The organism is Halomonas sp. TA22 (assembly GCF_013009075.1).
Classification (GTDB): domain Bacteria; phylum Pseudomonadota; class Gammaproteobacteria; order Pseudomonadales; family Halomonadaceae; genus TA22.
The window spans coordinates 600651-614304 of sequence record NZ_CP053108.1 but is presented as its reverse complement, the minus strand read 5'-3'; the positions used below and the strand labels follow the sequence as shown (position 1 = coordinate 614304).

The following is a 13654-nucleotide window of genomic DNA, read 5'->3' as shown; positions in this document are numbered from 1 at the left end:
GTGGAGGGTGGAGAGACATGGCGCGTCACCTGGGGTGCTATTGTCTTAGCGTGGCCCTACGCAGCAACGGCTGCGTCAATGTCTGGGCCATCATGACACCGCACAGTGTCAGCCCGCCACCGAGCAGGTGCCAGCTGGCCAGGCGCTCGCCAAGGAAGACCATGGCAATGACCGCACTGAACAGCGGCATCAGGTTGAGAAAAATGCTCGCCTTGCTCGCGCCGATCTGGCGTATCGCGCGCATCCACAGAAAAGTGGTGATGATCGAGGCTGGAATGCCGGCATACAGAATCAGCCACACGTTATGGCCATCTACCGGCGTCATCGGGCCAAGCAGGTAGGGTGGCAGCAGCAGCAGGCTGGCGAACACCGCCTGCACGTAGAGCATCACCCAGGGCGGCAGATCCATCGGCCAGCGCTTGAGCATCACTCCATAGGCGGCGTAGCAGGTGGCGGCGACCACCATCAGCGCATCACCTAGCGCCACGTCGAGCGCCAGCAGCGAGAGCGGGTCACCGCGCCCGAGCAGGATGAAGACACCCACCAGCGCGATGAGTCCACCCGTCACACCGCCCAGGCTTGGCACCTCGCGCAGGATCACGGCGCTGAGCAGCACCGTGAGTAGCGGTACCGTGGCGGCGAGAATACCCATGTTGGTCGCCGAGGTGGTCTCGGCCGCCACGTAGGCGAGCCCCTGCCACATCGCCATGCCGAGCAGTCCAAGAAAGGCGAGCTTGGGCCATGCGCGCTTGAGCGTATGACGGTGGCGCCATACCGAGGGCAACACGAAGGGTGAGAGCACCGCGAGTGCCAATATCCACCGCAGGAAGGCGATGCTGCTGGGGGCAATGGCGCCCACCGTGAGCTGGTTGATGGTCATGTTGCCCGACCAGATCAGTACCGCGCAGAGCGGGGCGAGAAAGTAGAGCAGCGGCATGTCGACCTCATGCAGACGAAGAAGGCCCCGGCGCGGATCGGCGGGGCCTTGCAGGAACTGGCAAGTACAAGGACACACTATACCGCTGTCATGCTCGGCAATCGATGTTCTTGCCTGAGCCGACATGGGCCGATCAGCGCAGCTGGCTGCGTGCCCGCTCAAGGGCGTCCGCGACGTGCTGTCGATCTGCTCCTGCACGGCGCCGTCGCGTGCCCAGCCATGGGCCATGGCGCATCCTCCCTCTATGCGATACCGAGCATGTCCTTGACTTCGTTCAGCGTCTCCTCGGACTGATCGTGCTCGCCTTCGATATGGTACGCCTCGCCCCGCTCGCGCAGCTCGCGGACTTCGGCAAGCTCATCTTCACTGAGCTGGGCGACGATCGCATCGTCCTCCAGCGCCTGGTCGATCTCGCTCATCAGCGCGGGGCAGGTGTGGGCCCAGGCCGCCGACGCGAACAGCATCAGTGCCAGTGTGGCAAACAGTGACTTGATCATTGCTACTCTCCTTGTTGTTCTTGTGTACTGAAATCGGCGAAAGCCGAGCGTCTCCGCTTTCTGAGTGTAGTGCCCAACATCTATCGGTGCCGGGCTAATGCGCGACCGGCTACATTGGATTTCAGCCCTGTCGGGCCAGGACCCGCAGGCGCGACTCGAGCATGTCGCGGTCGAGATAGGTACTTGCAGGTGGCGCCACCCGGTATTGAGATCGAAAGAGACCATCTCGCCGGGAGCCATCGGCGAACTGCGACTCTGGATATCCGGCGGCTGGCGCCAGTTGGGCGGGCCGATGCCGGGACGACACTGGTACAGCCAGCTCCTTGAGCGTTATGTAAGCCGCTCGCGCAGGCTGGGATATCAGCTGCCGTGTTGCACTTGGTCATAGGGAGCGCCTATGGTGTGCGGCACACGCCAACCCTTCCGGCAATCAAGCGTGAGGGTCCAAGCGGTAGGCTTACGAGAATAAAATCTAAGTGGTTTACATTATGACAAGAGGGAGCAGCGTATGAATAGTCCGAGTGACCCGGAGTCGCCCTCCGTCACTAGCGACATGCAGACGGATTACACCGTTGGCCAGGACAATATCGAAGGGCGGCTGGGACCCATCGGTTTCGATATTCACAATCGGGTCTTTGTCGTATCGGCCCTCGCTTCGCTCGTCTTCATCGCACTGACCCTGCTGTTTCCGGAGAGGGCGGGAGGTGTCTTCCAGGCCATTGTCGGCTTCGCTACCGGGACGCTGGATTGGTATTTCATGCTCGTGGTGGATTTCTTCATCCTATTCTGTATCGCGCTCGTCGTCCTGCCCTATGGCTCGGTGAGGCTGGGCGGTCCCGATGCCCGGCCGGATTATGGCTATCTCTCCTGGTTCGCGATGCTATTCGCCGCTGGTATCGGCATCGGGCTGTTGTTCTTCGGGGTGCTCGAGCCGGTCTATCACGCCAACGTCTCCCTGCCATTGGGTATTCCTTCTCCCTTCGGAGCCGATGGCGAACTCGACCCGGAGGCCATTCCCGATGCAATCGCCATGGGTCTTGCCGGTACCTTCCTGCATTGGGGGATACATGGCTGGGCCGTCTATGTGGTGATGGCGTTGGCACTTTCCATCTTCACCTACAACAAGGGATTGCCGTTTTCCATTCGTTCGGCGTTTTTCCCGATTCTCGGTGAGCGTGTCTGGGGCTGGTGGGGCCATGCAATCGACATTCTGGCGGTATTCTCGACCCTGTTCGGATTGGCCACGACGCTTGGGCTCGGGGCACAACAGGCCAATGCGGGGATGAATTTCATCTTTGGCCTGGAGGTCAGCACCACCGCTCAGGTCATCATCATCGTGCTGGTGACGGCGGTGGCACTGGTGTCGGTCTGGCGCGGACTCGAGGACGGTGTGAAGAAGCTCTCCGAGATCAACATGATCATGGCCGTGCTGTTCTTCTTCTTCGTGCTGTTCGCCGGCCCGACCCTGGTGGGCCTGAATGGATTATGGACGGGACTTACGACCTACGTGACGGAGTTCGTGCCGTTGTCGGCACCCTTCGGACGTGACGATGACGCCTATCGTCAGGCATGGACGATCTTCTACTGGGCCTGGTGGGTCAGCTGGGCACCGTTCGTTGGCATGTTCATCGCCCGGGTGTCGCGGGGGCGCACGGTTCGCGAGTTCGTGGTCTGCGTGCTGCTGATTCCCAGCCTGTTCATCTTCATCTGGATGGGCGTATTTGGCGGCATTGCGCTCGACCAGCTCTACGCAAGCCCGGACACCAGCCTGGTCAAGGACTACGTGATCGACAATTACAGCCCTGAGCTTTCGCTGTTCGGCATGCTCAATGAATTGCCGTTGACTGGCCTGATGTCCACCCTTGGCATCGTTCTGGCGCTGATCTTCTTCGTCACCTCGTCGGATTCCGGCTCCCTGGTGATCGACACCATCACCTCCGGGGGCAAGACCGATGCACCCAGGCCGCAGCGGATGTTCTGGGCAACGGTGGAGGGGATGATTGCCATCGTACTGCTTCTCGGTGGGGGGCTGGCGGCGCTTCAGGCGGGCGTTACTGCGACGGCGATTCCGTTCTCCATCGTGATGCTTCTGATGTGCTACAGCATCGTCAAGGCGCTGAATGGCGAACTGCGCCAGCTGCGGCGCAAACGCCCCGCGGCCTGAACGGGGCCGATTGGGACAGCCAAGTCCATGTGAGTAGCTGCTAAGGGAAGCCGGCCGCGACACTGCTTGATGCAGTGCCGCGGCCGGTTTTTTTGCTGGCAGGCCAGGGGCGGCTCAGGCGACGGCGGCGACACCCGCCCTGGCGATCTGCACGTCCTGGTCGGGCTTGACGCCGGAGACGCCCACGGTGCCGGCGACCTGGCCATCGACCAGTACCGGCACACCGCCGGAGAGCAGCCCCTGCAGCGGGGCGGAGAGGAAGGCATTGCGTCCGCCGTTGATCATCTCCTCGAAGGCCTGGGTCTCGCGGGCGCCCAGTGCCGAGCTTCTGGCCTTTTCGGATGCCACGCTTGGCGTCATCGGTGCCGCGCCATCGAGACGCCGCAGGCCGAGCAGATGACCGCCATCGTCGGCCACGGCGATGGTCACTGCCCAGCTGTTGGCTTCGGCTTCCTTCTGGGCCGCATCGAGAATGGCGTTGACGTCGGCAAGGGTCAGGACGGATTTGGTTTTCATGCAGTTCTCCTCATTGATTGGCTGGCGAGAGCGTCATCGACGATCTCGATCCAGTGTCTTACGGGTGTACTGGCTGCTCCGGCGAGATGCGTCTGGCAACCGATATTGGCGGTGACGATGGCATCGGGCTTGCCGGCCTCCAAGGCATCGAGCTTGTTGTCGCGCAGCTGCCGTGAGAGCTCCGGCTGGGTGATCGAGTAGGTGCCTGCCGAGCCACAGCATAGATGCGCATCGCGTACCGGTGTCAACGCAAAACCGAGTTTCGTCAGTACCCCCTCCACGGCGCCGCCAAGTTTCTGGGCATGCTGCAGGGTACAGGGGCAGTGGAAGGCGAGCTTGCGCGTCTCCTCGACGCTGAGTGCCTCGAGATCCTCTGCGCGCAGCACTTCCACCAGATCCTTGGCCAGCGCGCTGATGCGCTCCGCCTTCTCGGCGTACTGCGTGTCGCCCGCAAGCATCTCGCCATACTCCTTGATGAAGGCACCGCAACCGCTGGCGGTCTGGACGATCGCCTCGATGCCGTTCTCCACCTGCGGCCACCAGGCGTCGATATTGGCGCGCATGCGGGCACGGCCCGCCTCTTGGGCGTTGAGGTGGAAGTCGATGGCGCCGCAGCAGCCCGCTTGTGCGATCGGCGTCAGACCGATGCCGAGCCGGTCCAGCACCCGCGCCGTGGCGGCGTTGGTATTGGGCGAGAGCCCCGGTTGAACGCATCCTTCCAGAATCAACATCTGTCGGGTGTGGCGCTTGTGGTCGGGGCGGGTGCCGGCATCCACCGGCTTGCCCGGCATCTTGCTCTTGAGAGCCCCCGGCACCAGCGGCTTGAACGTCTGGCCAAGGCTCAGCAGGGCCTGGAAGCGCTTGGGTTCGACCAGCGCCTTGCGCAGGCCATAGCGCAGCGCGCGATCACGTGCATTGCGCGGCACCCGGCGCTCGATCTCGGCACGGCCGATATCGAGCAGCTTGTGGTACTCGACGCCGGAGGGGCAGGTGGTCTCGCAGTTGCGGCAGGTGAGGCAGCGGTCCAGGTGCAGGCGCGTCTCTTCGGTCACCTGGTCGTCGTCGTCACGGCTCTCGAGCAGCTCCTTCATCAGGTAGATGCGTCCACGCGGCCCATCGCGCTCGTCGCCGAGCAGCTGGTAGGTAGGGCAGGTGGCGTTGCAGAACCCGCAGTGCACGCATGAACGCAGCACTCGGTCCGCTTCGCGGATATGCGGCTTCTGCAGATCGGCGTCGGTAAAATGTGTTTGCATTTCAACTCTCCCCGCTATGTCTCACAATGCCGCGTAGAGCCGGCCAGGGTTGAAGATCCCGTTGGGGTCGAGTTCGGCCTTGAGGTTGCGGTGATACTTGGCAACCACCGGCGCAAGCGGCGTGAACGGCTCGATGGCGTCTGCGTTCCGCTGGCTGCGGTAACAGGTGGCATGGCCGCCGACCTTGGCGGCGGCGTTGCGAATGGTTTCGGCGGTGGCCGCACTTCTCACCCAGCGCTGGGCGCCGGCCCAGTCGTAGAGCACGTCATCTTGCTGCATGTCGGGTAGTGCAATGGTGGCCACGTGATTGGGTAGCGACAGCCGCCATAGCGGGCGGTCATCCTGTGGCGAAAAGAATGCCAGGCGGTGCTCGCGCAGTTCCTCCCAGAAGCGTGCCTCCACTCCCTCGCCGCCCAGTCGCTCGCGGCTTGCCGCCACCGAGCTGTTGCCCCCCTCCAGGCGCAGGTAGAGGGCACCTTCGACATAGGCCACCGCAGAGAGCGGCAGTGGCTGGCGCCCCCATTCGGCAAGGCGGGTAAGAGCACTGTCGAGTGGCATCTCGAGGCGCAGGCTGTGGGTTGCCGCCGGCTTGGGCAGCACCTTGAGCGAGACCTCGGCGATCACGCCAAGCGTGCCCTGGGCGCCGGCCATCAGCCGCGACAAGTCGTAGCCGGCGACGTTTTTCATCACCTCACCGCCGAAGCGTAGCAGCTTGCCCTCATGGGTGATCATCCGCGTGCCGAGCACGAAATCGCGCGCGCTGCCGGCCCACGGACGACGCGGACCGGAGAGTCCGGTGGCGATGGTGCCGCCGACGGTGGCACCTTCGCCGAAGTGGGGTGGCTCGAAGGCCAGCCGCTGGCCCTGGGTGTCGAGCACGGCTTCCAGCTCGGCAAGCGGCGTGCCTGCTCGTGCCGAGACGATCAGCTCCACTGGGTCGTAATGCACGATACCGCGATGCTCACATGTCGAGAGCGCTTCACCCTTCACGGCGCGGCCGTAGAATGCCTTGGTATCGCCGCCGACGATGCGCAGCGGGGTCCGGTCGCCATTGGCCTGACGAACACGCTCACAGAGCGCCTCGGCGCTATCCTGGTCGAGGCTTCCGTCGTGACCCGCACTGCGTTCGGCGTGGGTCGGGTAGTGGTCCTGTTCATGCTGCATGACTGGTTCTCCAACGCGCTCAGAAACGCGGCAACACTCTGCATTAGAAACGCGGCAATTCTGCAAACGGCAGTTCGTTGTTGTGCACGTGCATGGCGCCGAATTCGGCACAGCGCTGCAGGGTCGGGATGTTCTTGCCCGGGTTGAGCAGCCGATGCGGATCGAACGCCGCCTTGACGGCATGGAAGGTGGTGAGCTCGTCGGGCTGGAACTGGGCGCACATCTGGTTGATCTTCTCGCGGCCTACGCCATGCTCGCCGGTGATGCTGCCGCCGGCCTCGACGCACAGCTCGAGTATCTTGCCGCCGACCTCCTCGGCCAACTCCAGCTCACCGGGCTTGTTGGCATCGAACAGGATCAGCGGATGCATGTTGCCATCGCCGGCATGAAAAACATTGGCGACCGGCAGCCCGGACTCCGCTGAAAGTGCGGCGATGCCCTTGAGCACCCGCGGCAGTTCGCGTCGTGGAATGGTGCCATCCATGCAGTAGTAGTCCGGCGACATGCGGCCCACGGCGGGGAAGGCTGCCTTGCGTCCGGCCCAGAACCTGGCGCGCTCGGTATCATCGCGGGCCTGGCTGATCTCGGTGGCGCCGGCATTCTCGAGCACGCGGCGCACCTTGGCGCAATCCTCGACGACGTCGGCCTCGACGCCGTCAAGCTCGCACAGCAGGATCGCCTCGGCCTCCACCGGATAGCCGGCACGCACGAAATCCTCGGCGGCCTTGATGGCCAGCTTGTCCATCATCTCCAGGCCCCCGGGAACGATGCCGGCGGCGATGATGTCGCCCACCGCTCGGCCAGCCTTCTCGACATCGTCGAAGCTCGCCATCAGCACCTTGGCGGACTCCGGCTTGGGCAGCAGCTTGACGGTGATCTCGGTGATCACGCCGAGCATGCCTTCGGAGCCGTTGAACAGTGCCAGCAGGTCGAAGCCGGGGGCATCGAAGGCCTCGCTGCCAAGCGTCATGCGCTCGCCCTCGATGGTCATCACCTCGATCTTGAGCACGTTGTGCACGGTGAGGCCGTACTTCAGGCAGTGCACGCCGCCGGCGTTCTCGGCGACGTTGCCACCGATCGAGCAGGCGATCTGCGATGAGGGATCCGGAGCGTAGTAGAGGCCGTACGGCGCGGCGGCTTCAGAAATCGCCAGGTTGCGCACGCCAGGCTGCACTCGTGCCACGCGCGCGTCAGGGTCCACTTCGATGATTTGCTTGAAGCGTGACATCACCAGCAGTACGCCCTGCTCGAGCGGCAGCGCACCGCCGGAGAGCCCGGTGCCGGCACCGCGGGTAACCACCGGTACGCCGAGTTCGTGGCAGGTTCTGAGCAGCGCCTCGACCTGCTCGAGCTTGTCGGGCAGCGCCACCAGCATGGGCAGCACGCGATAGACCGACAGGCCATCGCACTCGAAGGGGCGCAGGTCCTCCTCGCGGTGCAGCAGGGTCATGTCCGGCACGGCCTGGCTGAGTCTTGCCAGCACGTCGGCCTTGTCGTTGTGCGGCAACTCGCCGTCGAGCGTCGCGTCGTAGAGGATATTCATGCTGACTCCCAAGTATCCGGGCACGGTAGGTCGCAGGGTCCTCATGACGGGACCTTGCTCGCTAATCTGTGAGCTAAGCCGGGCAAAGTCCAGCCTGTGGTGTAGTGGTCTGACCAGACTTTGGTATAAGGTGGCGAAGTGCCTGAACTACGAGGCAACGTCAGCGAAGGAGGGGTCATGTCGGCAGCAGGTCAGGAAGCGGTGGGCGTGCGCATGCCCGACGCAGTGGCGGCAAAGCTCGAACGCCTGATTCTGGATGGCGTGTTTCCACCTGGGCAGCTGCTGCCTTCCGAACGCCGGCTGTGCGAGCGGTTGGGCGTGTCGCGCTCTTCGTTGCGTGAGGGCCTGCGTGTGCTGCGCGGCAGGGGGATTCTCGAGACGCTGCATGGCAAGGGGTCGCGAGTCGCCCAACTGCTGCCGGCCCGCGACGATAGCCCGCTGATGCACCTGTTTCGCGATCACCCGCGCACTCTCTACGATCTGCTCGAGGTGCGTGCCTTGCTGGAGGGAGAGTCCGCGCGGCTGGCGGCGAGCCGCGGCACGCCCGCCGACAGGGTACTGATCACCCGCCGCTTCAAGGAGATGGCCGACTATATCGACAATGCCGAGCCTATCGAGGTCGAGCATCTGGCCAGGCTCGATCACGCCTTCCATCTGGCGATCTGCCAGGCTTCCCATAATCCGGTGCTGGTCCACACCCTGCAGAGTCTCACCGACCTGCTGTTGAGTTCGGTGTTCGCCTCGGTGAAAAATCTCTATCACCGTCCAAAGCCCCGCGACATGATCAACCGCCAACATGCCCGGCTGCACAATGCCGTCGTGCAGGGCAAGCCGGAGCTTGCCAGGCGGGTGGCCCTGGAGCATCTCTCCAGCATCGGCGACAACCTGCGCGAGATCGAAGCCGAGGATCAGCGCCTGGAACGTTCGTCGATGCGGCTGGAGGCTTGGGAGTAGGGCTGACGCGCCAGGAAGGCGGCTAGGAATTGACGGCGTTGGCGGTGCTCTCGTCCATGATGACGCCTGACAGGGAGGCGACCTCGAGCTTGTTGCACAGGTGTTCGCGCAGGATCTGCCCGAGTTGCGCGCCATCCCGGGCCTTGAGAGCGACGATCATCTTCTCATGATCGTTGACTGCCTTGCGCCAGAAACTATCGGTCATCTTCTTTGAGTAACGCACCCGCTTCACCCGCTGGCTGAGATTGTTGTACATCTCCTGGAGCACTTCGTTGTTCGAGGCGGCCAGAATACGCTCGTGAATCTGCTGGTTGACCCTGAAGTAGTCGGAGAGCTGCCTTTGGCGATAATGCTCGAGCATCCTATCGTGCAGATCGCAGATGGCGTTGATTTCGGTATCGCTGATGAACTGGCAGGCGAGCTCTCCCGACAGCCCCTCCAGGGCGCCCATCAGGTCATAGGTATCCTTGACCTGCTTCATGGTCAGCTGCATGACTCGCGCGCCGCGATTGGGCAGCAGCTCCACCAGCCCTTCGGAGGCCAGCACCTTCAAGGCCTCCCTGAGCGGGGTCCGTGAGACACCAAAACTCTCGCATAGCTTCTTTTCCGAGATGCGCTCAGCCGGACGCAACTCGCCACATTCGATCAGGTCTCGGATACGGTCAGCCACTTCCCGATAAAGATTGCGTTGCTGGATCTTGCTCATAGATTGAATCCCGTTACGAGGTATCCCGGCTCGATACCTTATGCATCGCTACCCGAATCCGAATCGCTTGGTCGATTGTTGCCGCATTGGCACCACTGTGTAAAAGTTATTATGAATTCAAAATACGCTCAAGCATGGCTGACCATACCAGCCATGACCGCCGTATGGGCAAGGCAAAACAATGACAATCAGGAGCCGACCATGGGAAAAGTCTACCGTTGTAGCGTTCAGCTGAAGCGTGCACAGGCGCGCAAGATCATCGATGAAGTGTTCAGGACTGCCCGAGAGGCCTCACTGGACCCTCTCACCGCGATAGTGCTGGACGGCGGCGGACACACTATCGCTGCCGAGCGCGAGGATGGCTGCGCGCCACTGCGCTATCCGGTGGCCGAGGGGAAGGCGTTCGCCGCGTTGGGAAATGGCGTGTCGAGCGGTGTCCTCGGCGAGCGAAACGCCGAGCGTCCGGCGTTTCTCGCAAGCGTTGCCGCCGCCTCCGGCGGCCGCTACATTCCCGTGGCCGGTGGGGTGCTCATACTCGATGCCAGCAAGCAGGTGATAGGGGCCGTAGGCATCAGTGGTGCCTCCTCCGCCGAGGATGAAAGTGCTGCCATTGCTGGCATCGAAGCTGCCGGTCTTGGCTGGGGACGCGAACCCATATAGCGAACGTCAGCCAACCTTTCCATCTCGTGCCCGGCCGAATATCGGCCGGGCACGCTGCGCTATCGCTCTCTTTATACCTTAACTCATTGATTCCAAACGCCTGGTGTGATTTGGATAAATCGCCGCGACTAAAGTTGAGTACCTAATTTTGTATTTTGAATTCAAATTGAATTCTAGAGATCTGGCTGGGTGGTGATCATCGCCAATATGCTGCCCTGGGTCTTGCCTGGTAGTCAGCCGTACCTGGCTGCCGTCCACGCTGGAGCATGCCGACGCGGGACGTCCCTCCGGTGACGACACCGAGATAACAACAAACCGATAGTGGAGCGCACGATGAAATTCCTGAGAACAGCTCTCGCCGCAACCGTACTGATGTGTGGAGTGCAGGCGGGCAATGCCACTGCCAACGAGATCGAAGTGAGACTTGGCCATGTGGGCGGGCCAGGCTCGCTGTTTGAGATCAGCGCCAATCGATTCGCCGAGCTCGCCAATGAGCGTCTGGAGGGGGTGGCAGAGGTCAATATCTACGGCAATAGCCAGCTGGGGGGCGACGAGTCGATGATGACACGCCTGCGCTTGGGTAGCCTGGACCTCTCGATTCCTTCCACCATCATGAGTTCCGAGTCGGAAAAATTCGCGCTATTCGAGATGCCCTATCTGATCGCTGATCGAGAGCACATGAAGCGGGTGCGTGACGAAGTGGTTCGCGAAGACCTCTATGAAGCTGCCCAGCAGCGCGGTTTCAGGATCCTCGGCGTTTGGGAGAACGGGTTCCGGCAGATCACCAACAATCGCCGCCCCATCAATACGCCCGAGGATCTTCGCGGGATCAAGTTGCGCACGCCTAGCGGCGTGTGGCGGATCGAGATGTTCCGCAGCTATGGCGCGGCCCCTTCCCCCATGGCGCTATCGGAGGTCTTCGTCGCCCTCCAGACCGGCGCGATGGATGGCCAGGAGAACCCACTCATCCAGACCTTCTCATCACGCTTTCATGAAGTGCAGGAGTATCTGTCGATCTCCAACCACGTCTATACGCCGGCTTACCTGATTGCGGGGGCGAGTTGGAACCGCTTGCCGGAAGAGGTTCGCGAAGTGCTCGAGGAGGTGGCACTTGAGCTTGAGGACTTCGTTCTCGAGCAGGGTCAGCGGCTCGATGAGGAGACTCTCGAGCAGATGCGCGAAGCCGGCATGCAAGTCAACGAGGTGGACTTCGAAGCCTTCTTCGAAGCCTCTACGCCCATTTACGAGAAGTTTTCCAGTGAGGTGGATGGCGGTCAGACGCTGCTCGACGCCGTCATTGCACTCAGAGAGTAAGCCGTACCATCAACGCGACGGTGCACGTCATCGCGATAGCGACGGTGATGTGCTCCCTCACTCTCTCTGGAGGTCTCGATGAGTTCTTATACCAAGTTCAAGAGTGCCTATTTCAAGCTGCTTGAAAGCATTGTTGTCGTCAACATCATCGCCCTGGCCGGTGTGGTCATCGTCGGCTTTTCGTCTCGGCTGATTGGTTCGCCCTTGAGTTGGTACGACGAAGTGGCGGCGGTGCTGCTTGCCTGGCTCACCTATTACGGTGCGGCATTGGCGGCGGCCAAGGGGGCGCATATCACCTGCCCGAGCGTACTCAATATGTGTCCCCCGGCGGTGCGGGTACCGGTCGCCCTGCTGGCCGAAGCGATTACCATCGCTTTCTTCGTGTTCCTGGGCTATGCCAGCTTCCAGGTCATGATGATCCTGCAAGGGGTCAACATGGTCAGCATTCCCGCGATCTCAATGCAGGTGACCCAGTCGGCGATTCCCATCGCTTCCGCCCTGTTCATTCTCGCCGAGTTGCTGCGTATTCCGGATGTGCTGAAAAGCGCGCGCGGTCATGGCTTCATCGATCACGAGCTTGAAGAGGCGGGTATCGATGCGCAAGACATCAAGGAAGCCACTACATCTCAGGCGAGGGGATAGGATCGATGATCATTCTCTACATGTTTCTGGCATTGATCGTGCTGATCCTGATCAATGTTCCCGTCGCCGTGGCCTTGGCCATCGTGGGTACCGTGGCGACCTTCATGTCCTATGGCAGCCTGGCCATGCCCACGGTAGGCATGACCATGTTCGAAGGGGCGACCAACTTCCCGTTGATCGCCATTCCGCTGTTCATCCTGGCCGGCGCCATCATGAATGCTTCCAGCATCTCGCGTCGCCTGATCGATCTGGCCTCGGCGATGCTGGGCTTCATTCGCGGTGGCCTGTCGATGGTCACGATCGGGGCCTCGGTATTCTTTGCCGAGATCTCCGGCTCCTCGGTGGCAGGGGTATCGGCGATTGGTAGCATCATGATCCCGGCCATGCGCAAGAAGGGCTATTCGAAGGAGTTCGCCGCGTCGATCTCCTCTTCCGCGGCGAGCCTTGCGATCATCCTGCCGCCCTCGATTCCGATGATCCTCTATGCGGTGATGTCCGGCGAGTCGGTGGTCAAGATGTTCGTGGCGGGGATCTTCCCAGGGCTGCTCGGTGCGCTGGCTCTAGCCGGCATGTGCTACTACCTGGCAACCAAGTACAACTTCCCCTCGGAGGGCAAGTTCCAGCTGTCGCGGTTGTGGACCGCCTTCAAGGATGCGCTGTGGGCGCTGATGATTCCGGTCATCATCCTTGGCGGTATCTTCGGTGGCGTCGTGACGGCAACGGAAGGCGCCGCCCTTGCAGTGGTGGTCGCGATCTTCATCAGCGCGGTGGTCTATCGCGAGTTCACCATCAAGACCTTTCTCGCCTCCTGCATGAGTGCAGGCGTGCAGACCGCCGTGGTGATGCTGCTGGTGGCGGCCTCGGCGGTGGTCGGCGGTTATCTGACCGAAACTCGGGTGCCCCAGGCGATTGCCATGCAGATCAGTGACATGACTAGCAACAAGTACGTGATCCTGGCGCTGCTCAATATCGTCTTCCTGATCCTGGGCATCTTCCTGCACTCCGCCGCGGCGATCATCCTGGTGGTGCCGATCGTCCTGCCGCTGATCATTGCCGTGGGGATCGATCCGCTGCACTTCGGCCTGATCGTGACGCTCAACCTGGCGATCGGGCAGCAGACACCGCCAGTGGCGAGTGTGCTCATCGCCTCGTGCTCGATAGCCAAGTCGGATATCTGGGCGACCTCGAAAACCAACTTGTGGTTCATCGGGGTACTGTTCGCGATCCTGATGATCAATACCTACATCCCGGCGTTTGCGCTGGCACTGGTCAACTTCGTTTACGGCTAATGGGCAGGAGAGAGA

13 protein-coding genes are annotated in these 13654 nt (G+C 62.0%); 6 read left to right on the top strand and 7 right to left on the bottom strand.

The features are described from left to right. Nucleotides 1-37 precede the first annotated feature (37 nt). Nucleotides 38-937, bottom strand: a complete 900-nt coding sequence (locus HJD22_RS02740; protein ID WP_208656884.1) for a DMT family transporter — start codon at nucleotides 935-937, stop codon at nucleotides 38-40. Between the two features lie 242 nt (nucleotides 938-1179). After that, complete coding sequence (locus HJD22_RS02735; RefSeq protein ID WP_208655644.1) at nucleotides 1180-1434, bottom strand: hypothetical protein; 255 nt, start codon at nucleotides 1432-1434, stop codon at nucleotides 1180-1182. Between the two features lie 508 nt (nucleotides 1435-1942). Between HJD22_RS02735 and HJD22_RS02730 the strand changes: the two genes are divergently transcribed. Then, nucleotides 1943-3598, top strand: a complete 1656-nt coding sequence (locus HJD22_RS02730; protein ID WP_208655643.1) for a BCCT family transporter — start codon at nucleotides 1943-1945, stop codon at nucleotides 3596-3598. A 114-nt stretch (nucleotides 3599-3712) separates the two neighbouring features. On the opposite strand, the gene HJD22_RS02725 is transcribed toward HJD22_RS02730, so the two are convergent. The 4 genes from HJD22_RS02725 to glcD are packed head-to-tail and all read right to left on the bottom strand — an operon-like array spanning nucleotide 3713 to nucleotide 8074. Then, on the bottom strand, nucleotides 3713-4114 hold the full coding sequence (locus tag HJD22_RS02725; protein WP_208655642.1) for a heme-binding protein: 402 nt from the start codon (nucleotides 4112-4114) through the stop codon (nucleotides 3713-3715). Further along, on the bottom strand, nucleotides 4111-5367 hold the full coding sequence (gene glcF, locus HJD22_RS02720; protein ID WP_208655641.1) for a glycolate oxidase subunit GlcF: 1257 nt from the start codon (nucleotides 5365-5367) through the stop codon (nucleotides 4111-4113). The genes HJD22_RS02725 and glcF overlap by 4 nt, the downstream gene beginning before the upstream one ends. A 21-nt stretch (nucleotides 5368-5388) precedes the next feature. Beyond that, complete coding sequence (gene glcE, locus HJD22_RS02715) at nucleotides 5389-6531, bottom strand: glycolate oxidase subunit GlcE (RefSeq protein WP_208655640.1); 1143 nt, start codon at nucleotides 6529-6531, stop codon at nucleotides 5389-5391. A 43-nt stretch (nucleotides 6532-6574) separates the two neighbouring features. After that, nucleotides 6575-8074, bottom strand: coding sequence for a glycolate oxidase subunit GlcD (glcD, locus tag HJD22_RS02710; RefSeq protein WP_208655639.1), 1500 nt, complete (start codon nucleotides 8072-8074; stop codon nucleotides 6575-6577). A 177-nt stretch (nucleotides 8075-8251) separates the two neighbouring features. On the opposite strand from glcD, the gene glcC reads away from it, so the two are divergent. Beyond that, nucleotides 8252-9028 carry a transcriptional regulator GlcC gene (gene glcC, locus HJD22_RS02705; RefSeq protein WP_208655638.1) on the top strand — a complete coding sequence of 259 codons (777 nt, stop codon included), beginning with the start codon at nucleotides 8252-8254 and terminating at the stop codon, nucleotides 9026-9028. Between the two features lie 22 nt (nucleotides 9029-9050). On the opposite strand, the gene HJD22_RS02700 is transcribed toward glcC, so the two are convergent. Next, nucleotides 9051-9734 (bottom strand): GntR family transcriptional regulator, encoded by a 684-nt coding sequence (locus HJD22_RS02700; RefSeq protein ID WP_208655637.1) that lies wholly within the window; start codon nucleotides 9732-9734, stop codon nucleotides 9051-9053. Nucleotides 9735-9935: 201 nt separating this feature from the next. On the opposite strand from HJD22_RS02700, the gene HJD22_RS02695 reads away from it, so the two are divergent. The 4 genes from HJD22_RS02695 (at nucleotide 9936) to HJD22_RS02680 (ending at nucleotide 13639) form a co-directional block, all read left to right on the top strand. Then, the gene (locus HJD22_RS02695; RefSeq protein WP_208655636.1) at nucleotides 9936-10394 is read left to right on the top strand and encodes a heme-binding protein; all 459 of its coding nucleotides are present in this window, start codon (nucleotides 9936-9938) and stop codon (nucleotides 10392-10394) included. Between the two features lie 333 nt (nucleotides 10395-10727). Then, the gene (locus HJD22_RS02690) at nucleotides 10728-11708 is read left to right on the top strand and encodes a TRAP transporter substrate-binding protein (protein WP_208655635.1); all 981 of its coding nucleotides are present in this window, start codon (nucleotides 10728-10730) and stop codon (nucleotides 11706-11708) included. Nucleotides 11709-11786: 78 nt separating this feature from the next. Continuing rightward, complete coding sequence (locus tag HJD22_RS02685) at nucleotides 11787-12350, top strand: TRAP transporter small permease (protein WP_208655634.1); 564 nt, start codon at nucleotides 11787-11789, stop codon at nucleotides 12348-12350. A gap of 5 nt (nucleotides 12351-12355) precedes the next feature. After that, on the top strand, nucleotides 12356-13639 hold the full coding sequence (locus tag HJD22_RS02680) for a TRAP transporter large permease (RefSeq protein ID WP_208655633.1): 1284 nt from the start codon (nucleotides 12356-12358) through the stop codon (nucleotides 13637-13639). Nucleotides 13640-13654 lie beyond the last annotated feature (15 nt).